This is a genomic window from Cupriavidus sp. F041, from assembly GCF_057814235.1.
This window is the reverse complement of sequence record NZ_JBVASY010000002.1, coordinates 561946-581939: the sequence shown is the minus strand read 5'-3', so window position 1 is coordinate 581939 and position 19994 is coordinate 561946. Positions and strand designations below refer to the sequence as shown.

General features: G+C 65.1%; 20 protein-coding genes. 6 read left to right on the top strand and 14 right to left on the bottom strand.

Annotated features, from left to right (window positions below):
* Entirely contained in the window at positions 1-1053 is a 1053-nt protein-coding gene (locus tag ACZY0R_RS19745) for a sensor histidine kinase (protein ID WP_488860551.1), read from the top strand.
* A gap of 42 nt (positions 1054-1095) precedes the next feature.
* Here ACZY0R_RS19745 and ACZY0R_RS19740 read toward each other — a convergent pair whose 3' ends face one another.
* Genes ACZY0R_RS19740 through bufB form a run of 3 tightly spaced genes read right to left on the bottom strand, consistent with a single transcriptional unit; the run spans position 1096 to position 3538 of the window.
* A complete protein-coding gene (locus ACZY0R_RS19740; protein ID WP_488860549.1) occupies positions 1096-1872 on the bottom strand; it encodes a 3',5'-cyclic-nucleotide phosphodiesterase in 777 nt (258 codons plus the stop codon).
* A 30-nt stretch (positions 1873-1902) separates the two neighbouring features.
* The gene (locus ACZY0R_RS19735; protein ID WP_488860547.1) at positions 1903-2700 is read right to left on the bottom strand and encodes an HvfC/BufC N-terminal domain-containing protein; all 798 of its coding nucleotides are present in this window, start codon (positions 2698-2700) and stop codon (positions 1903-1905) included.
* On the bottom strand, positions 2684-3538 hold the full coding sequence (bufB, locus tag ACZY0R_RS19730) for an MNIO family bufferin maturase (RefSeq protein WP_488860545.1): 855 nt from the start codon (positions 3536-3538) through the stop codon (positions 2684-2686). The genes ACZY0R_RS19735 and bufB overlap by 17 nt, the downstream gene beginning before the upstream one ends.
* A gap of 345 nt (positions 3539-3883) precedes the next feature.
* Here bufB and ACZY0R_RS19725 point away from each other — a divergent pair, with 345 nt between their 5' ends.
* Together ACZY0R_RS19725 and ACZY0R_RS19720 are read left to right on the top strand one after the other, a co-directional pair.
* Positions 3884-5182, top strand: a complete 1299-nt coding sequence (locus tag ACZY0R_RS19725; protein ID WP_488860543.1) for a PAS domain-containing protein — start codon at positions 3884-3886, stop codon at positions 5180-5182.
* A gap of 343 nt (positions 5183-5525) precedes the next feature.
* Positions 5526-6032 (top strand): lecithin retinol acyltransferase family protein, encoded by a 507-nt coding sequence (locus ACZY0R_RS19720; protein ID WP_488860541.1) that lies wholly within the window; start codon positions 5526-5528, stop codon positions 6030-6032.
* A gap of 76 nt (positions 6033-6108) precedes the next feature.
* On the opposite strand, the gene ACZY0R_RS19715 is transcribed toward ACZY0R_RS19720, so the two are convergent.
* Entirely contained in the window at positions 6109-7272 is a 1164-nt protein-coding gene (locus ACZY0R_RS19715) for a YebO family protein (RefSeq protein WP_488860539.1), read from the bottom strand.
* A gap of 374 nt (positions 7273-7646) precedes the next feature.
* Here ACZY0R_RS19715 and ACZY0R_RS19710 point away from each other — a divergent pair, with 374 nt between their 5' ends.
* Complete coding sequence (locus ACZY0R_RS19710) at positions 7647-8651, top strand: zinc-dependent alcohol dehydrogenase family protein (RefSeq protein WP_488860538.1); 1005 nt, start codon at positions 7647-7649, stop codon at positions 8649-8651.
* Between the two features lie 12 nt (positions 8652-8663).
* Here the strand turns inward: ACZY0R_RS19710 and ACZY0R_RS19705 are convergent, their stop codons facing one another.
* The 7 genes from ACZY0R_RS19705 to ACZY0R_RS19675 form a co-directional block, all read right to left on the bottom strand.
* Positions 8664-9518, bottom strand: a complete 855-nt coding sequence (locus ACZY0R_RS19705) for a LysR family transcriptional regulator (RefSeq protein ID WP_045239207.1) — start codon at positions 9516-9518, stop codon at positions 8664-8666.
* 135 nt (positions 9519-9653) lie between these two features.
* Positions 9654-9872 carry a hypothetical protein gene (locus ACZY0R_RS19700; RefSeq protein WP_045239208.1) on the bottom strand — a complete coding sequence of 73 codons (219 nt, stop codon included), beginning with the start codon at positions 9870-9872 and terminating at the stop codon, positions 9654-9656.
* A gap of 602 nt (positions 9873-10474) precedes the next feature.
* On the bottom strand, positions 10475-11191 hold the full coding sequence (locus ACZY0R_RS19695) for a Crp/Fnr family transcriptional regulator (RefSeq protein ID WP_488860535.1): 717 nt from the start codon (positions 11189-11191) through the stop codon (positions 10475-10477).
* A gap of 63 nt (positions 11192-11254) precedes the next feature.
* Positions 11255-11863: a 2OG-Fe(II) oxygenase gene (locus ACZY0R_RS19690; RefSeq protein WP_488860533.1), complete on the bottom strand. Its 609-nt coding sequence runs from the start codon at positions 11861-11863 to the stop codon at positions 11255-11257.
* Between the two features lie 159 nt (positions 11864-12022).
* Positions 12023-12307, bottom strand: coding sequence for an ArsR/SmtB family transcription factor (locus ACZY0R_RS19685; protein WP_045239210.1), 285 nt, complete (start codon positions 12305-12307; stop codon positions 12023-12025).
* Between the two features lie 497 nt (positions 12308-12804).
* Entirely contained in the window at positions 12805-13185 is a 381-nt protein-coding gene (locus ACZY0R_RS19680; protein WP_488860531.1) for a cupredoxin domain-containing protein, read from the bottom strand.
* Positions 13186-13233: 48 nt separating this feature from the next.
* Positions 13234-14115: a metallophosphoesterase family protein gene (locus ACZY0R_RS19675; RefSeq protein WP_045239212.1), complete on the bottom strand. Its 882-nt coding sequence runs from the start codon at positions 14113-14115 to the stop codon at positions 13234-13236.
* Positions 14116-14318: 203 nt separating this feature from the next.
* Between ACZY0R_RS19675 and ACZY0R_RS19670 the strand changes: the two genes are divergently transcribed.
* Both ACZY0R_RS19670 and ACZY0R_RS19665 read left to right on the top strand, forming a co-directional pair.
* Positions 14319-15005 (top strand): RNA polymerase sigma factor, encoded by a 687-nt coding sequence (locus tag ACZY0R_RS19670; RefSeq protein ID WP_488860529.1) that lies wholly within the window; start codon positions 14319-14321, stop codon positions 15003-15005.
* Positions 14992-15885 carry an anti-sigma factor family protein gene (locus tag ACZY0R_RS19665; protein ID WP_488860527.1) on the top strand — a complete coding sequence of 298 codons (894 nt, stop codon included), beginning with the start codon at positions 14992-14994 and terminating at the stop codon, positions 15883-15885. The genes ACZY0R_RS19670 and ACZY0R_RS19665 overlap by 14 nt, the downstream gene beginning before the upstream one ends.
* A gap of 12 nt (positions 15886-15897) precedes the next feature.
* Here ACZY0R_RS19665 and ACZY0R_RS19660 read toward each other — a convergent pair whose 3' ends face one another.
* The 3 genes from ACZY0R_RS19660 to ACZY0R_RS19650 are packed head-to-tail and all read right to left on the bottom strand — an operon-like array spanning position 15898 to position 19696.
* Positions 15898-18144, bottom strand: coding sequence for a xanthine dehydrogenase family protein molybdopterin-binding subunit (locus tag ACZY0R_RS19660; protein WP_488860525.1), 2247 nt, complete (start codon positions 18142-18144; stop codon positions 15898-15900).
* A gap of 20 nt (positions 18145-18164) precedes the next feature.
* Positions 18165-18593 carry a (2Fe-2S)-binding protein gene (locus tag ACZY0R_RS19655; protein ID WP_488860523.1) on the bottom strand — a complete coding sequence of 143 codons (429 nt, stop codon included), beginning with the start codon at positions 18591-18593 and terminating at the stop codon, positions 18165-18167.
* Between the two features lie 17 nt (positions 18594-18610).
* A complete protein-coding gene (locus ACZY0R_RS19650; protein WP_488857529.1) occupies positions 18611-19696 on the bottom strand; it encodes an IS630 family transposase in 1086 nt (361 codons plus the stop codon).
* Positions 19697-19994 lie beyond the last annotated feature (298 nt).

The window sequence follows — 19994 nt, the reverse complement described above, 5'->3', positions numbered from 1 at the left end:
ATGTTCCGCACGCTGTATGGCAAGCTGGCGGCCGTGCTGATGGTGGTGTTCATCACCATCGGCGCGATGATGATTCTCGCCTCGCAAAAGATGCTCGAGACGCAACGGCTGCTCGAGCTGGCCACCGACCTGATCATCGGCACCGTCGCGTTCAGCCTGCTGGCCGCATTGATCGTGTTCCGGCTCCTGACAATCCGCCTGCGCGTTCTGTCCGAGTCCATCGACGCCTTTCGCGCGGGAGGCTTCTCGCAACCGGTCCGACTGGTGTCGTCGGAACAGCCGGTCGATGAAATCGATCGGCTCAGCGCCGCCTTCCAGGAGATGTCGGAGCGCATTGTGACGCTACTGGCACAGCTATCCCAGGTAGACCAGCAGCGGCGCGAGCTGCTCGCCAATGTGTCCCACGATCTGCGTACGCCGCTCGCCTCGATGCAAGGCTACCTCGAGATGCTGCTGATCCGGTCGGACGAGTTGTCGGCCGAGGAGAGAGACCGCTACCTACAGGTGGCAGCCAAGCACTGCGAGCGGCTCGGAAAGCTGGTACAGGACCTGTTCGACCTGACCAAGCTGGAGGCGTGCGAAGTCCAGCCGCAGATCGAAACCTTCCCGCTCGCGGAACTGGCCCAGGACGTGGTGCAGAAATTCGCGCTGGCGGCGCAGAAGCGCGAGCTTGCACTGATCGCGCGATGCCGGGCGGATTGCCCTCCCGTGAGGGCAGATATCGGCATGATCGAGCGGGTACTGGAGAACCTGATCGAGAATGCCATGCGCTATACCCCGGCAGGGGGTGAGATCAGCGTCGACGTTGCGCCCGTCGGGGAACGCGTGGAACTGAAGGTGCGCGATACCGGCAAAGGGATCGGTGACGACGAGTTGCACGACATCTTCAATCGCTACTTCCGCGTGGATCGCGGCGAGTTTGGCAACACCGGCAACGCCGGCCTTGGGCTGGCCATCAGCCGCCGCATCGTGGAGTTGCACGGCGGGGAAATACGCGTCGAGAGCGAGTTGGGGCGCGGCACTACCTTCACTGTGGACCTGGCCCCGGCCTGACTCGCCGCCCCATCGTTCGCACCCGGATACCAATACCAGGTCTCAGAATGCAAGGACCTGCCTTCGCGACAGCATGCGCAATGGACGATCGGCCGGCAGATCGGGCAGGAGGCGGCCGATCTCGGCCACGGTGGCCGCGCTGTCGTGCGGCTTCAGGTGGGTGATGAAAATCTCGGCTGGCAACCGCAGCCTGGCCAGTTCTCCGGCGAGCAGGCTTGGGCACAGGTGCCGCGAAACCTTGGCAATATGGCAATTCTGTTCGGGGAAGGAAGTTTCGATAATCAGATAACGCAGGTTGCCGATCGCGTTGACTGCCTCCCACAGCGCATCGCAGGGTCCCGTATCGCCGGTGAAGACAAGGCTGGCGGCGCCACTGTCCATCCAATATCCGACTGTTGGCACAGCATGGCTGGCCGGCAGCGGCGTGATGCGCCGCTTTCCGATCTGCACGGTCACGCCAGGCTTAACCACCTGGTAGCGCAGGTAGGGAGCGTCCACGCTCGGCAGCACGCTGAAGTCGGGCCAAAGACAATTGTTGAAGAGATGGATACGCAAGGCATCGATTGTCGCCTCCAGCGCATAGATCGTGACAGGTGCCTGGCGGCGCCCACCCACCGCATCCGCAAGCAGCGGCAGCGAGCAGATATGGTCCACGTGGCTATGCGTCAGAAACACGGCATCGATGCGGGCCATTTCGTCCAGGGTCAGGTCGCCCACGCCCGTCCCGGCGTCGATGAGCACGTCATCGTCGAGCAGCATGGCGGTCGTACGCAGGCCAGCACCGATGCCGCCGCTGCAGCCGAGGATAGTCAGCTTCATGATCTTTGCATTCCGAGTGATTTCGCCACGCTAGCCGATGCGCTCCACGCCAGGCGATTCCGTCTCAAAGCCGATGATGGTGGCATCCATGATGTGCTGCCGGATGAAGTCCGCCAGTGCGAAGGCGGGCTCGACCCTCAACGCGCATTCATAGGCCTGTTCGACCGTCTGGCCGCCGGCAAGCGCTTGCAGCATCGCGAACTCCACCGCGTCAAGCGGCAGCAGTTCCACTGTATAGCCACTGCGCCGGACCAGCAACTGGACGCCGCCGCTGCCGGCGTCGATATCCTGGCTGTCTTGCGCGCCTGGCTGGTTGGCTTGCCAGATCCGCGAGACTGGAAACGCAGACGCCAGTAAGCGGCTGGCCGGATGCAGGATAAAGCGCAGCGTCGTGCAATCGGCTTGCGCGACGGCCGCCAGGCGTTCGATGGCAAGTGGTCCGTGGTCGGCGGCATGGAACACCTGATGCACCAGCCATTCGAGCCTCGCCACATCGGGCAAGTAGCGCAGTGAAGCCGCCGGACCAAATTGCGCAAGGAATGTTGCCAGGCTGCCGCCATATTGCTGGATGTCCCCGCTTGTCGACGGGTAAGCCAGCAGGTATTGATCCGCCGCGTAGTTAAAGAACGCCTCGCCCACCAGTTGCTCTACCACCGGATACACCGCGCGCAAGGCTTCGTGAGCATTGTGGTGAAAGTTGTTGATGTAGATATCGATCCGCTCGTGCGCCGCGGCGCCGCCCGCGACGAGATCCGCACTGAGCCGCGCTGGGTCCCGCGACAGGAGCGCGCCGGCGAAGTTGCGCTGAAGTTCATGCAGCGAAGGCATTGGCCGTCTCCATGATGCTGGCGGCGATGTCGGCTTCATCAAGCAGGACCGCAAGCTGGGGAATCCCGGTATCCCATTCGATCAAGGCGGGCACCGCACCAAAGCGCTCCACTGCGTACTGGTACAGCGCCCACACCGGGTCGGCGACCCGCTGGCCATGGGTATCGATCAGCAGTTGGCCCACACGGTCATGGCCGGCCAGGTGGATCTCCTTCACCGCCGCCACTGGAATGGCGTCGAGAAAGGCCAGCGGATCGATGCCATTGTTGACCGCATTCACGTAGACGTTATTGACATCGAGTAGGATGCCGCAGCCCGTGCTGTGGGCGAGCGCGGCAATGAATTCCGCTTCGGGCATGGTCGAATGCGCAAACTGCAGATAGCTCGAGATATTCTCCACCAGCAACTGGCGGCGCAGGCAATCCTGGGTCTCATGTACGTGCTCACGCACCACCGCAAGCGCTTCCTCCGTGTACGGCAGGGGCAGCAGATCGTTCAGGGCCCGGCCCGGGACGCGGCCCCAACTCAGATGCTCGGATACCAGTCCGGGTTCGAAGCGATCGACGAGTGCGCGCAAGCGCCGCAGGTGAGCCCGGTCCAACGACTCGGTCGAGCCTAGGCCGAGGCCGACGCCATGCAGGCTCAGAGGATAGGCTTCCCGTATCCGCTGCAGGTAGTACAGCGGCTGGCCGCCATCGCCGAAGTAATTCTCGCTATGGACTTCAAACCACCCGACGGCAGGCCGCTCCGCCAGGACCTGCCTGTAATGCGGCGCGCGAAGCCCCAATCCGACCCGCGCCGGGTCATTGGTCGCCGTCGAGAAAGGAACCTTTTTCATCTCACCTTGCATCACGAAACACCTCCGCTACCGCCGCCTTGTGCTTCCTGCTACTTTGGTCGGAAAAGATCACGAAACCCTCACGCGGAGTTAATGGATTTCGCCTGGTGAATTTCAACCGGGAGTTCACCCGGGGTGTACACCTGATTGGTGCGGCTTGCCCGTCATCAAGGCCGTACTGGTTGCGTATGGGCGCATGCGCTATGTTGGGAATGGCCCGTGCGGCATCGGCGATCGCTTGGCCGCACGCCGTTCGCATAACCCTCTTGACATGATGCTTAGTACACTTACATCGACAACCGCCAGGCAGACCACACCTGGCTCGATCGCGCAGGAAAATCCGCCATGGGACTGAGATGGAAGCTACTCCTGCCGGCAGCGCTGACCGGCCTGCTGCTGACTACCTGGCTGGCCTTCGGTTGGGCGCCTGGTACGCGTGCTGAACTGGCATTGGTTGCCGCCGGCGGCGTGGCTCTGATGCTAGCCTCCGCGGCAGCGGCTTTACACCTCTTCCTGTGGCGTCCGCTTGGCACCCTGTTGCATACCGGCACGCAGGCGTCGGCAAAATCGCCCGTGCCGTCCTCTCCCCTTGCCACGGATGAAATCGCGCAATTGAAGGATGCATTCGCGCAGCTCCAGGTACGTGTCCAGACACTGCAACAAGCGCTCGACTTGGCCACGGAAAAACGCACCCAGATCGAGGTAGCGCTGCGCTCCAGCGAGGAGCGCTACGCGCTGGCGATGCGCACGGCCGACGACGGCATGTGGGAATGGAATATCCAGACGGGCGACGTTCGCTTGTCGCAGCGCTGGAAGAGCATGCTTGGTTTCGACGAGGACGAGTTGCCGGACACCATGCAAGCCTGGCGGCAACGCGTGCATCCGGACGACCTGCCCGTCGTGGAAGCCGCGATTGCACAGCACCTGGAGGGAGCGACACCACGCTACCAGCAGCAGATCAGGCTATTGCACAAGGATGGCCGCTACCGCTCGGTGGATTCACTAGCCAGTGCCATTCGCCACGCCAACGGCAAGCCCGGCCGGCTGGTCGGGTTAGACACCGATGTGACGCGCATCAGACGGGTCGAGGACATTCTCAAGCACATCGTGGAGGGCACTACGGGAACCTGCGGGGACGACTTCTTCCGGGCACTGGTACGCCACTTTGCCGCGGCGCTGGACGTGCCATGTGCCTTCGTGACCGAATGCACGGGATGGCCGCCGCGGCGGGTCCATACGCTGGCGTTCTGGTTCGTGAATGGCTTTCGCGACAACTTCGAGTATGAGTTGGCGGGGACCCCCTGTGAAGCCGTGTTCAACGAAGGCCTGCCCACCTTTCACCCCGAGGGACTGGGCCGGCAGTTTCCCCGCGAGAAGGATTTCGAAAGCTACTACGGCGTACCGATCCTGAACAGCGAACGCCGCGTGATCGGACATATGGCATTTCTCGACACCCGGAAAATGCATGAGGAAGAGGTCTTGATTGGCTACGTCTACCAGATCTTCACCGCACGCGCGGCGGCCGAAATCGAGCGCAAGACGGTGTTGGACCGCCTGACCCGGTCAGGCGTCCCGCGCAATGTGGAAGGGCCCGCTCCCAATCCGGATTCAGTTGCCGGATCCATTGCGACCGGACCACACTGATGCGGCCCTGGGGCAAGACGAAGACCCGTTGAATCAACGCAAGGGATCTTGCAACGACATCTTTTTTGGCGCCAGACCAACCGTCGGCTGCCTTTGTGTGCGAGCTCGAGCCGCTTGGCGCCTGCTCTGTCATGGTAGTGAATTTCCCCACCATCCTCACACTGGCCCTGTTGAAGGGTCGATATGCCAACCTGTCGCGCCTTCCGGAAGCAGCCGAGCCGTCGGCCCCGTGATGAAAATTTGAGATTTGAGCGAAGCAGGCGTGAAGCCCGTTTCTCATAGTGCACCTCAGAGGCAGTTACCCCTCCTGCCAGCATCCGACCCTGATTTCTGAGTGTGCGTCATGAAGAGCGAGAACATCATCCGAAGTGCCATTGTAAGCCGGCAGGCACCGCCGCGACGGCTCGCGGAGGACGGCGAGCCGCCGCCTGGCGCGCATCTGGTTACGCAGCGCCGTGGCTACAGTCACCATGGCATCTATGTGGGCGGTGGCCGCGTGGTGCACTACGCAGGCCTTTGCAGCGGCGCGCACGCCGGGCCGGTGGAAGAGCTAAGCCTGGAGGGCTTTGCTGCCGGCCACGGCTTCGAGGTAAGAGCCGAGCCTCGGTCGCGCTATGGTGGCATCGAGGCGATCAGAAGGGCGCGCTCGCGCTTGGGCGAAAGCCGTTATCGCCTGCTCAGCAATAACTGCGAGCACTTCTGTACCTGGTGCCTGTATGGCAAAGCCCGCAGCGAGCAGGTGCGGCAATGTGCCGTTCATCCCATGTGCGCACTGCGCGCGCTGGGTGGCCTGCTGTCGGTGTGGTGGAGCCTCCGCCCGGCCCGTGTGCTGCCTCCCGCCCAGGTGTGAGCAGCGGCCCGCTCGGTCAGGCGCTGAAAGCCGCTGAAGCGGCGCGTGCCGTCGGAACTGACTGTGGCTTCAATCTCTAGGGCTTCGTCGTCCTTGCATCCTTGTCAGTGAAATCGTAGAGGTGCGTGTTATCCGGCGTTTCCCCAATCCTTGTACCTCTCTGGCTGAACGGGATGTGGCGGCGGAAATTCTCGCTGTCCGACCTGGCGCTCTGGGCGGCAAGGCTGGCTGCCTCCGGGTAGGCCATTGGACGCTTGTCCTTCTCAATTTCAAGCAGCATCGTCTGCTCGTTTACGCGCACGCTGTACTTGCCCAGGTTGTAGAGGAGATACATGGCCAAGAGGTTGTCGAAGTCCTCGTAGGCGCCTTGCTCCCTGCGGAAATCCATAGACAGGACCGAGGGGAAACGATTGAGCAGGTCCTTGAAGGCCACCTTTTCGTCCTCGTGCGGATCCACATAGGTCGAGCCGCCGTATTTCTTGTACAGCACCACGTCCATGCCGTACCCGCGCTTGCCCCACTCCTTGATGAGCTTCATCGCCATCTCGGTGGGGAGGTTGGCCGTGGCGGCCGCCACCACCCGCCGTCCGGACAGAACCTTGGCGCTGGTGACCTCCAGGTCCTTGTAGCCCGCCCCAAACTTGAATGCAGCGCCGACGGTTTTGGCGCAGTTGAGCCGCATGTAGTCGTACTTGATCTCGCCGCGGTGATACTCGGTATTCCTGGCGCGCTGGTGATAGTCGTCATTGATGCGCCTGAAGTAAGCCACCAAGGCCCCCTTGTCGCTGGCCGGTATGCCACGGACGCGCACGCCGATGACCGAGCGCTTGTAGATCTCGCCAAAGTCCAGTCCAAACGATGCCGTTTCCGCGAGTGAGGAGACAGTCTTGAACAAGTACTCTTTCTTCGGGATGCCAACCATCAGATCCGAGGTGTAGAAGCCGCTCTGGTGCTTACGTGTACGGTCGGCATAGAAGTTGGCCGAGTAGACCAGATCGTCGCCAGGCGCATCGTCCCGGATCGCCAAGGCGAGATGGCCGGCCGACCCGCCCTTGGAGGTGCCGAAGCTGATCAGCAACTCCAGATCATAGGGATCCTCGCGAAGGAGATCGGTCAGTTGGTCGATGTTGGCAGGCTCAGGCCCGCCCTTGCTGCCGAAGTCGGCGGCGACGGCACCCTCCGGCAACAGAACGGCTATCACGACGAGCCAAATCGCTAACCTCATCCTCATTGCACTCATTGCTCCATTCACGCCCCCGGATACTGTAATGCGAATCAGCAGACCCCGAAACACCGCGGGCAACACGGAAATGACGCGCCGCAAGATAACAGTAGGTGGCAGCACGCGGGACAGGTTGATTGGGATCAACAGAATGACAGGACGTACGCGGGTGATGCATCAGCCATGCCTGTGCAAGTCCGATTGATTGCCTCGGCACACAAGGCTATGCCCGGAGACGTGAGATTGAGCGGCAATGCCCTGATTCAGCCCCGAGCCGCACCCACGGTCATTCAGATTCGCATGAAACATGTGCAAATTAGTTGATTTACGAAAATTTTCGCATAACCAAGAATGGTGACACCAACCCATGACATTCCTTCCGGGAGTTCACCATGTCACAAGCCTCCATGCAGGCCCTCGTCGTCGAAGCCGCCGGCTCGCCGTTCTCGACCGTCCGGCTGCCCAGGCCGGAGGCCGGCCCCGGCCAGGTGCTGGTGCGCATCCTGGCCAGTGGCGTCAACCCGCTCGACACCAAGATCCGCGCCGGCAATGCGGCGCACGCCCGCCACCCCTTGCCCGCCGTGCTGGGGCTGGATATGGCTGGCGTGGTCGAGGCCGTCGGCCCGGGTGTGACGGCCTTTGCCCCCGGCGACGAGGTCTATGGCATGACCGGCGGCGTGGGCGGCCTGCAAGGCTCGCTCGCGCAGTACGCGGCGGTGGACGCCGACCTGCTGGCGGCCAAGCCAGTCAATTTATCGATGCGCGAAGCCGCCGCGCTGCCGCTGGTGTTCATCACCGCGTGGGAAGGCCTGGTCGACCGGGCGCGGGTGCAGGCCGGGCAGAAGGTGCTGGTGCACGGCGGTGCGGGCGGCGTCGGGCACATCGCAGTACAGATCGCCCGCGCTCTCGGCGCGCAGGTCCATGCCACCGGATCGGCCCGCCATCGGGAGATCATCGAAGGCTACGGCGCCACGGCGATCGACTTCGCGGCGACATCGGTCGAGCAGTATGTCGATCAGCATACGGGCGGCGAAGGCTTCGACGTGGTCTACGACACCGTGGGCGGCGCGGTGCTGGACAGTGCCTTCCGGGCCGCGCGCACCTATGGCGGCCATGTGGTCAGTTGCCTGGGCTGGGGCACGCACTCGCTGGCGCCGCTATCGTTCCGCGCCGCCACGTATTCGGGCGTGTTCACACTGATGCCTTTGCTGACCGGCAAGGGCCGCGCCCATCATGGCGAAATCCTGCGCGAAGCCACCCGGCTGGCCGAAGCCGGCAAGCTCACCGTGCGGCTCGACCCGCGCCAGTTCCATCTCGGCAACGCGATCGAAGCGCACCACGCCATCGAAAACGGTACGGCCAGCGGCAAGCCGGTGGTGGAAATTGCGAAGGACTGAGCGCGCGCCGCGCTAACCACCGCCGAGGCGCTCGATGGTGGCGTCGAGGAAGGCACGCAGCCGTCCGAGCCGGCGAAGGTCGCGGTGATAGCCGACCCACACATCGCGCCGCGGGGGCGGCTCGCCCATGTCGATGGCCTGCAGGCCGCCGAGGCGCTCGGCCAGCAGGCATGGCAATACCGCCAGCCCGGCGCCGGCCGCGCACATCTTTGCCTGCGCCTCGCGGCTGTTGCTTCCGAACGCGACCCTGGCCCTGGGCAGGAGCTTGCGCATCCAGGCCACGTCGGGCAGGTCGGCCAGGCCGGTATCCAGCGTCAGCAGGGCATGGCCTTCGCCATCGCCGGGGCGCGGCGGCGCCACGCCGGGCGCCGAGTAGAGCGCGTAGTCCATCTGCATCAGCTTGCGCTGCACGACATCGGGTTCGTCGAAAGCGCGGATGCGGAACACCAGGTCGGCCTCGCGGCGTGCCAGGCTAAGCAGGCGCGCATCGGTCACCAGTTCCACCGCGACGCGCGGATGGGCGCGGATAAAGTCCGCGATCACTGGCGTCAGCATGTGCACGCCAAACCAGTCCGACGACGAAATCCGCAACATGCCATCGAGTTCCCGCGCCTGGCCCGACAACTGGCGCTCGAAGGCAATGGCCTCCTCCTCGATGCGCTCCGCGTGGGCGAGCACGGCAGCGCCCTCGTCGGTCAGCACGAAACCCTCGCTGGTGCGCTGGAACAAGGCGTGCCCGACGGCTTCCTCCAGCGCCTTGAGCCTGCGCCCCATGGTCGGTTGGGTCTGCCCGGTCATGCGCGCGGCGCCGCCGAGGGTGCCGGCCCGGGCAATCGCCAGGAAGACTTTGATATCGCTCCAATCCATCTGCGGAATTTGCGGGCCTTGAAGTTGAGAGGCAGTTGAATGCAGCGCGGCAAGGACATCGCCCGCGGCTGCGCGATGATGGCACGGCGCCGCAGCGCCAACAACAGGATGAGCGGCGGCCCTGCTGACAGGCGCTCAGGCGGAGCGCGCCTCGTCGCCGCCCAGCGCCCAATAGTCCGGCACTTCCGGGCTGGGGCTGCGCAGCACCATGGTATGGCCGCACTGGCGGCATCGATAGACATAGGCCGCGCCACCCACCGCCGGCGCGTCTGTCCGCGCGGCCTCCAGGTCCGGGTGGGGCGGCAGGTGTCCTGGCCTGCCGGCCTGGCGCTCGCATCGCTCACACGGCAACATTGCACACCTCTTGCTGATTGTTGAGCGCTAATTGCTGATGGACGGCCAAGGTCCGGATGGTCGGCCACGGCCGCGGAACGGGTCTTGTGGAGACCGGCAGGCGTCACTTTGCGGCGATGGGAAATGGAAACCCGCACACGCAGGACGCCGGCACTGCCATGGCGCGCAGTGGCCATGCGCTCATGCATGAACAAGCCGGGCGGACGGAAAGCCAGTGGCTTCGTGCCGCGGTCCATCCTGGCTTCCGAGAGTCGCATGCGAACTGCTGCGACGCACAATAATTATAGGCGCTGGATGCCGTCTCGCGTTATATAAAGGCCTACGGGATTCATCTTGCGGTGCAATAAAACAACCGTCAGAAAACGCAACAATCCCGGGACCGCGGACGATCAACATAGGCCGGCGCGCAATTCCCAACTTCGAAATAGCGCGCAGCCGCAAGGAGGGCGGGGCCAGGCAGACACGGATTTCGTCAAAAAACCTGCCATCCCCGTGAGGGAGAAGTATCTGCTGGCCCCGCCGGATCTTAGCCGCCGGTTATTTCAATGTTGCGACGAAGCGCGACGCCGGTTGCGAATGCGCACCGCACATGCCGCGCACGCCTATGGAGCCGGCGCGGCCTCGCAGCCGATGGCCTGCAGCGCCGCTTTGTCGCACAGGATCAGGCGCCCGTATTCCAGGCGCAGTACCCCCTGCTTCTCCCAGTCCTTGAGTTGCCGGTTGACGCTCTGGCGAGACACGCCGAGCATGTGGCTCAGTTCCTCCTGGGACAGCTTCAGCGCGGGGCGCCCGCCCTGCGTTTGCATGCCTTGCGCCGACAGCGCATGCGCGTGTTCGACGGCAAGCAGGCGCCGCGCCAGGCGCACCGGGAACGGCATCAGGATCACCTCATCGATCCATTCCAGCGCGCTACGGTAGCGCCGGCAGATCAGTTGCGTGAATTCCATCAACAAGCGCGGTTCCCGTGCAATCAGCGCATGGAAGGTGGCTGCGGGAATCACCAGCACTTCGCTCGCCTCGGCGGCGCGGGTGTCGTACACGCGATGCGCATCGATAAACAGCGAGACCTCGCCGAACCACTGCCCCGCTTCGAGCAGGCTGAGGACAGCCTCGCGCCCGTTTTGCGCCGTGCTGCTGACCTTGATGGCGCCGCGCTCGACGCAGAAGAGCGCATCCGGGTTGGAGCCGTAGGTGAACAGCACCTCGCCCTTCACCAACTGGCGGCGCATGGCATGCGACGTGAGCAGGGCTTCCAGCCCGGCGGAAAACTGCCCGCTGGCGGCGGCATCGCCTTCGTGCGACTGCGGGTGTGTGCTCATGTGCATGGGCTCGGATTGGACACTTGCTGGCGGGACGGCAGCCCTTGGAATATAAGGCGCGCTCTACGCGGGATCGGTGCGAAACCAGCCGGTCAGCGCCCAGCGGGTCTTGTGGCAGGGCAGCACCTCATGCGGGACCAGGTCACTGCGAAACACCACCAGCCGCGCGCGTTTCGGCAGCACGCGGTGCAGCTCCGCGGCATCGCCGTCCTGGGCGTAGAGCGCGAGTTCGCCGCCGTCGTGCTCGTCCCATTGCGGATTGAGATACAGCACCAGCGAAATCTTGCGGTGCAGGGTCGCGCGATGCTGGTCGACGTGCTTCTTGTAGGCCGTGCCCACGGGATAGTGCGAGAAGTGAAATTCCTCGCGCTTCAAACCCAGGAAGTACCTGGCGTTCAGGTCCGCGCGAAAGGCCGCCGCCCACGCCTGGAAATCCTGCCTGGCCGTGCCGGCAGGCACATCGTCGAGCCACAGGATCGAATCGCCGCGAATGCCGGCGTCGCGTGCCGTCTCGTCGCCTCGCCCGATCCGGGCCGGGTGGAACAGGCCGGCCTCCCACGCAGCGCGGCTCTCGTCATGCAGCCGCGCGGCCAGCGTGCTGTCGATAAGGTCGTCGGAAACAGCCCAGCCCCGCTCTTCGAGGGCGACAAACAGACTTTCCAGTGCGGACATAGATACCTGATTTCAATACGGAACAACACAAACAACGAGACAAAAAACCAAAGCGCGCCGCACGCGCTTGCCGGCGAGACGGCGCGCGAATCCGGCACCCAACCTGCACCGGACAGCTTCACCGGTGCCGGCTGAACAACTGGTGTGGGCCGGGAGGGACTAGAGTCCGCTACTGTCGAGATACTCCAGCGCCAGGCTCACCGCGCGCCGTGCCTTGAGGGCATAGATCACCTGCCGGTCCCGGATGATGAGCGCCAGCACGTCGGCCTGCGTCAGTTCCTGGAAGTGATGACTGGCGCGCGGCAGGCTCAGCCCGGCCACGACGGCCAGTTCGGAGGCCGGCATGCCAGCGTCGCCCGCATCCAGCAGCGCGCGGCAGATGGCGGCGCGCGCCGGCACCGCCAGCAGCGCGTAGGTCAGTGTGCTTTCTTGATCGGTCTCCATGGCCACGTCTTCCCGCTCGTCGTCCAGATATCGTTATTGTGCGTCGCCGGCCGTCGGGATTGCTGCAGCTCGCCCGCCGCGACCGACTGACATCTACTTTCTACGCGGCAGGAGCGGCAAAAGCAACCAGCTAGGGCATGCCGGCGCACAATTACACAAGATTACAACAGGCCGCGCCCGCTCGCACAAACCGCGGCTGAGGGATGAGCGCAAGCGATCCGGCGCGTGGTCGCGCAACGATCGTCACTGCCCTCATGGGAGGAACTACCGCACCGCACAAATCGGCAATATTGCGTAACTGGTCCGGGCTGCCAGGCCGCGTGTCGTCAATGGGCGCGGCGCTGGCCGACACCATCTTCGGCGGCCGTGTGGAACTCACCAGGCCGTATTGGGGCGCATTCTTTTGCCCGCTTTCCTGGCAAGACGAGAAAACAGGGGGGAAACTGCCTTTCGCTTCAGGTCTTTGACTTTATGCCTTTGACGTTGAGTCGCCCACCCTACGTCACCTCAATCACCCCATTCATCGTCTCGTGCCCCGACCCACAGAAGATGTCGCACAGGAACCCGAAAGTCCCGGCCGTCTTCGCCAACGCCGGAACCCGTACCACCGTGCCGGGAGGCAAGTCGGCACGAATACCGAAATCCGGCACGCTAAACCCCATCATCACATCCTGCGCCGTCAACTCGAACACCACCGGCTCACCGGCGCGCAGCGCAATCCGATCCGGCGTGAAGACAAACTTCCGCGCGTGCACCTTGATCACCCGCGGCTCGGCAGCCGCGCCATGCAATAGCGGCACGCTGCCCGCCAGGGCAAGCAGGCAGCACAGCGCCCGCCTGCGGCTGATTCCTTCCCGTAGTGTCAGTGTTGCTGGCATGATCCACTCCTGATTGCTTGCCCGGCACGATGGACGGACCAGCGCGCCTCAGCCCATGACAGGCTTCTCCTCAATCCCGAGATCGCCCGACGCGCGGCGCGCCTCCACCTCTCGCCACCCCAGCCCGCGATAAGGCTGCGCCGGATCCCACGGCAGCGGCAAGCGCTGCGCCTGCGACCCCGCCACCGGCAGCGGGAACATCAGCGAACGCGCCGCGTGATGCGCGATATGCCCGGTCATATGGTGATGCTCCTGGTGGATGTGCCCATAGAAGACCGTCACGTTGGGATGCGGCATCAACCGCTCGATCACCTGCGCGCCATCGCGCGTCGCCCAGTCCCATTGCGGATAGAGGTCGAACAAAGGCCGATGGGTGAACACCACGATCCGGGCCGACTGCGGCTGCCGCGCAAGATCGGCGGCGAGCCAGTCGAGTTGCGCCGCGCCGACCCGGCCGGCGGGATCCGACACGTTGTCCAGCACGATGAAATGCACGCCCTTGTGGTCGAACACATAGTGCGTGGGCCCGAACAGTTCGCGGTAGGCGGCGCCCTCGTCCAGGCTGGCATCGTGCTCGCCCGGCATCAGGTGCACAACCGGTACCTTGAGCGCGGCGATGATGGACTGGAACTCGCGCATGCGCCGGCGGCGCTCGGCGGGATCGTCGGTGGTATGCGTGAGATCGCCAGTGAACATCAGGAAATCCGGCGGCTCCGCCAGCGCGTTGACCGCCGCGACCGCCTTGGGCAAGGTGCCGCGCGCATCCGGGTTGGGCGGCCCCTGGAAGCCCCAGTGCGCGTCCGACAACTGGACAAAGTAAAAAGCTTCATCGCGCCCGGCTGCCCATCCGGGCAAGGCTGACGCAAATACCGCACCGCCGGCGCAGGCGGCAAGCCCGAGGAAATCGCGCCGTTTCCATGCTCGCTTCATGTTGGCTCCATCCGTGGCTTGGGGGGATGTCTGTCATACCGAAGCGAAGCCGCGTTTATTCCCGCCGCCCGCATTATTTTTTTCCGCGGTGGGGCACGGCAATCAGGAATAAACTCGGGGCGTCCCAGGTATACGCTGACAAGCAGGCACGCAGGACGAGCGGCACCGATGTGCCCGCCCGGCCGTCGGGCCGAAGGAGTGACGTGAACGCAGCCGACCGGCGCCGCAGATTCGACGATCTGGTGCTTCCGCATCTCGACGCCGCCTACAACCTGGCGCGCTGGCTGTCGGGCAATCCCGCCGAGGCGGATGACGTGGTGCAGGAAGCCTGCCTGCGTGCCTTCTGTTTTTTCGACAGTTTCCGGGGCGACCAGCCGCGCGCATGGTTGCTGGCAATCGTGCGCAATACTTGGTTCACCGCCTGGCGCAAGCGGCATCAGCCTGGCCAGGGCGACGGCGCGGGCTACGATGACGCGCATTACGATGGCACGCCCCTGCCCGGCTGGCAGGACGGCCACGGCGACGGCCCGGAGGAAGGGCTGTTGCGCGCCGAGGATGTCCGCCTGCTGCGTCTCGCGCTGGAGCAACTCCCGCTGGCCTTCCGCGAAGTCCTGGTGCTGCGCGAACTGGAGGATCTGCCTTATCGCGACATCGCCACCATCGCGGATATCCCGCTGGGCACCGTGATGTCGCGACTGGCCCGTGCGCGCAAGCTGCTGGCGGTGACGGTGATCGCCTTGCGCGCGCAGGGGATGCGAACCGCCAGCGGCATCACCGGCGCGGCAAACACCCTGTCCGCCGCGCCGGCAACGGGCAGGACAGCCGCGGCAACCGGCATGCACGGAACGCCGCCGCAACCTGCCGGGGAGACAGGCCATGAACTGCACTGACGCGCGCTTGCTGCTGCACGCCTGTGCCGACGGCGAACTCGGCGCGGGCGATGCCTTGCGTCTGGAACGGCACCTGGCGCAATGCGCGGGCTGTACCGCCGAACTAGCCCAACTGCGCGAACTGGGCACTGCCTTGCGCGCGCATGCGGCCTACCATCGCGCCGGCCCGGCACTGCGCGCGAGCCTTAACGCCGCGCTGGCCCAGGCGCAGGCCACCAGCCACGCGGGGCCGGCGCCGCGTTTTGCCGGCAGCGGTGGCAGCGCATCCTCCGGCAACGCCAGCGCCTGGTGGCAACGGATACGGCGCTATTTCGAATGGAGCCCGGCCGCCAATGCCGCCATGGCGGCGCTCACGGTGGCGACGCTGGGCATCGGCATGGTTCAGTACGCACTAAACGTAAACGACAGGCCCGAGCAATCGGTGCAAGGCGAGACGGTCAGCAGCCATGTGCGCGCGCTGCTCTCGGGGCACACGATCGATGTCGCCTCGTCGGACCGGCACACGGTCAAGCCCTGGTTCAACGGCAGGATCGACTACGCGCCGACGGTGCGGGATCTGGCCGCGCAAGGCTTTCCGCTGGCCGGGGGCCGGCTTGACTACGTGCACGGAAGGGCGGTCGCCGTGCTGGTCTACCGCCGCAACCAGCACCCCCTCGATGTCTTCGTGCTGCCTTTGCAGGCTGACGACAAACCGGACAGGACAAACACCGGCGCTCGCGGCAACCGCGCGCCGCCCGAGATGGCGGCACGCAACGGCTACCAGCTCGCCACCTGGGACGCGGACGGCATGCGCTACGCTGCCGTCACCGATGCCTCTGCCGACGACTTGCTGCGCTTCACGCAGGCCTGGCGCGCGGCCGGCGACAGCCACGCGCCCTGAGCCCGCGCGCGCTCAGCTCAGCACAAAAGGCAGCTGCCGCTGGCGCTTGCCGGTCAGCGTGAACAACGCGTTCGCCACTGCCGGCGCAATGGCCGGCACGCCCGGTTCGCCCAGCCCGGTGGGCGGATCCCCGGAGGGCACGAAGAACACGTCGACCACCGGCGCGTCGGTGATGCGCGGCGGCGGATAGTCGGGGAAATTGCTGTTCTTCGCCGCGCCGTTTTCGATCTCGATGGCAAAGCCCGGCCGCGTCATCGCCAGTCCGAACACGCACGCGCCCTGCACCTGTGCCTCGGCGGACATGGGATTGACCACGCGGTTGGCATGCACCCCGGCCGTCACGCGATGCACGCGCGGCTCGTTCTTCACCAGCGACACTTCCACCACATAGGCCACCACCGTATTGAACGACTCGTGCACCGCCACGCCCCAGGCCTGGCCCTTGGGCAGCTTGCGCTTGCCGTAGCCGGATTTCTGCACCGCCAGCTCCAGCGCCGCGCGATGGCGCGCGTGCTTTGCCGCGTCCAGCCGGGAAAGGCGATACGCCACCGGATCCTGCCTGGCGTTCACCGCGATTTCGTCGACCAGCGTTTCCTTGACGAAGGCGGTATGCGTGTTGCCTACCGAGCGCCACCACAGCACCGGCACGTCCACCTGCGGATGGTGCACCGACAACTGCAGCGGGAAGCCGTAGTCGTTCTCGACGATGCCCTCGACCATGGTCGCGTCCACCCCGCCCTTGACCATGAAGGACTCGAACGGCGTGCCCGCGAGGATCGACTGGCCAACGACGGTGTGTTGCCAGCCGAGCACCTGCCCTTTCGCGTCCATGCCAATGCGCGCGCGATGCACATGCAGCGGCCGGTAGTAGCCGCCGCGGATATCGTCCTCGCGGCTCCACATCACCTTGAGCGGCTCGTCATGGCCGTTCTTGACCCAGGCCAGCAGGACGTTGGCGGCTTCGACCAGGTAGTCGGAGGTGGGCACGGCGCGCCGGCCGAAGCCGCCACCCGCCATCATGGTATTGAGCGTGACCTTGGCCGGTGGCAGCCCGAGCACGCGCCCGATGGCGGCCTGGTCCACGGTCTGGAACTGCGACCCCACCCATACCTTGACGCTTTGCACTGTCTTGCCGGTCAGCTCCGCCTGCATGGTGCAGTTCAGCGGCTCCATCGGCGCATGCGCCAGGTAGGGGAACTCATAGTCCGCCTCGATGGTGCGCGCGGCGCCCGACATGGCGCCCGTATCGCCCCGCAGCGCGACCGTGCCGGGCGATGCGGCGAGCGTCTTGTATTGCGCGAACAGCGCCTTGGTGGAAGCGCGGGAGCCGGCGTCCTCCCATACGAGCTCCAGCGCATCGCGCCCCTGCTTGGCCGGCCAGTAGCCGTCCGCCACCACCGCCACGCCGGTGCCGCCGCGATCCACGGGCACCAGCATCACATCGGCCACGCCTTTGATCGCGCGCGCCTTGTCGGCATTAAAAGACTTCACCTTGCCGCCAAAGCGCGGCGGACGGGCCACTACGGCCACGACCATGTCCTTGAGGCGCACGTCGATGCCGAAGGCGGTGCTGGCATCCAGCTTGCCGCGCGCGTCCAGGCGCCGCGTGGGCTTGCCGATCAGCTTGAACTGCGCCGGATCCTTGAGCGTCACCTGCTGCGGCACCGGCAGCGCCATGGCCGCCTTTGCCAGTTCGCCGAAGGTGGCACGATGGCTGCCGGAGCTGACCACGCCCAGCGTCACCTCGCAGCTCGACGGATCGACCGCCCATTGCTTTGCCGCGGCGGATACCAGCATGGCGCGGGCGCGCGCGCCCAGTTCCCGGTATTGCTGGAAGGAGTGATTGAGCGCGGTGGAGCCGCCAGTTATCTGCATGCCGAAAGCGGGATCCTTGTAGGCGTCGCCGGCGGGCGCCAGCGTGGCGCGCACATTGCTCCAGTCCACGTCGAGTTCCTCGGCCAGCGCCATCGGCAGTGCGGTATGCACGCCCTGGCCGAATTCGAGCCGGTTGACCGCTACCGTGACCGTATTGTCCGGCGCGATCAGCAGGAAAGCCTGTGGCGGCGAAGGCGGCGCCTTGGGCGCCCCGCCTTCCTGCGCCAGCGCGGCCGGCACGGGCAGCACGCCCAGCGCCAGCCCGCCGCCGGCAAAGCCGGTCAGCTTGAGAAAGCTGCGGCGGTCCAGCGTGGCGGCGGCCCCGGCAGCTTCGGCGTCCCGGCGGTTGCCGCCGGCCAGCGCTTCGAGTTGTCTGATTCGCATGGTGTCGTCCCCTTGTCCCCTCAAGCCAGCGCGCGCGCCGCGTCCTTGATGGCCGCGCGGATGCGCTGGTAGGTGCCGCAGCGGCACAGGTTGCCGGCCATCGCCTGGTCGATGTCGGCGTCGCTCGGGTGCTTCTTGGTGCGCAGCAGCCCTATCGCGCTCATGACCTGGCCGTTCTGGCAGTAGCCGCACTGGGCCACGTCATGCTTGATCCAGGCATCGAGCACCGCGCGGCCGACCTTGTCGCCGGAAACGCCTTCGATGGTAGTGATGCGCCCGCCCTGCGCGGCCGAGATGGGCGTCACGCAGCTGCGCGTGGCCTGGCCGTTCACGTGCACCGTGCATGCGCCGCACGCGGCCATGCCGCAACCGAACTTGGTGCCGGTCATGCCGAGGTTGTCGCGCAGCGCCCACAGCAGGGGCGTGGAAGGATCAACGTCTACCTGCACGGGCTTGCCGTTGATAACTAGTGTAGTGTTGCATTCTGTTTGGAACTTAAGCGGCGGTTGGCGCGAATGACCTTCTGCAGGATGTCGCGAGCGCTCTTGGTCCAGATGAACGGCTTGGGGTTGGTGTTGTGGTGAGCGATGTACTCGTTAATGGCGGCGACCAGTTCCGGCACGCTGGTGAATACGCCGCGGCGAAGTCGCTCGGTTGTGATGTCGCGAAAGAACCGCTCGACCATGTTCAGCCATGATGCCGAGGTGGGCGTGAAGTGCATGTTGAATCGCGGATGCTTGGCCAGCCAGTCCTGCACCGCAGGATGCTTGTGCGTGGCGTAGTTGTCGGCGATCAGATGCAGCGTTTTGTCCTTGGGCGTCTCGCGGTCGATCTTGCGCAGGAACGTCAACCACTCGGTATGGCGGTGGCGCTGCTGGCACTGGGCGATGACCTGGCCATCGAGCACGTTGAGCGCGGCAAACAGCGTGGTCGTGCCGTTGCGCTTGTAGTCGTGAGTCATGGTGGCCGCGCGCCCATTCTTCAGCGGCAGCCCGGGCTGTGTGCGATCCAGCGCCTGCACCTGGCTCTTCTCATCGCAGCACAGCACAAGCGCGTGCTCGGGTGGCGACATGTAGAGGCCCACGATGTCTTCAAGCTTCTCGACGAACTTCGGATCGCGCGAGACCTTGAAGCCGCGCACGATGTGCGGCTTCAACCCGTGGGCGTGCCAATGGCGCATGACGGTGCTGGCGCTCACGCCCAACTCGGCGGCCATCTTGCGCGTGCTCCAGTGCGTGGCCGCTTCGGGCTGGCTCTGGGTGGTCAGCGTCACGAGGCGAGAGACGTCCACCTTGACCGGCGGCGCGCCACGTGGACGGTCGCGCTCAATGCCCGCCAGCCGCGATTGGGCATAGCGCTCGCGCCAGCGCGAGACCTGCACCCGGCCCACGCTCAGTTGCGCGGCAATGTCCTTGCTCTGCATCCCCTCAGCCGCAAGCAGCACGATGTGCGCACGCTGTACCAGCCTCACACTGGTCAGCTTCGAACGAACCAGTCTCGTCAATTCGGCGCGCTCTTCGTCGGTCAGCACAATCTCAGGGGCAACTCGCATTCACTCTCTCCACTCTGCCTCATAGTGGAACCTTGGAGGCATGCGAATATTATACGTTCATTCAAGAGTGCAACACTACACTAGCGTGGTCATGGGGGAAGCTCCTTGGATCTGTTTGCCCTGGTCCGCCCCGGCATGGTGCACGGGTTCAATCCCGCCGCACCGGGCCGCCGGCGGCCGGTGAGCGGCGTCCGCCCATGCCTCGGTGCGGGCGCCATACAACTTTCTGAGAATAGTGCAAAAAGGGCGTACGCGTGCAGTACGGGGCACCGGCCCGAGGGACGCAGCGAACTTCGCT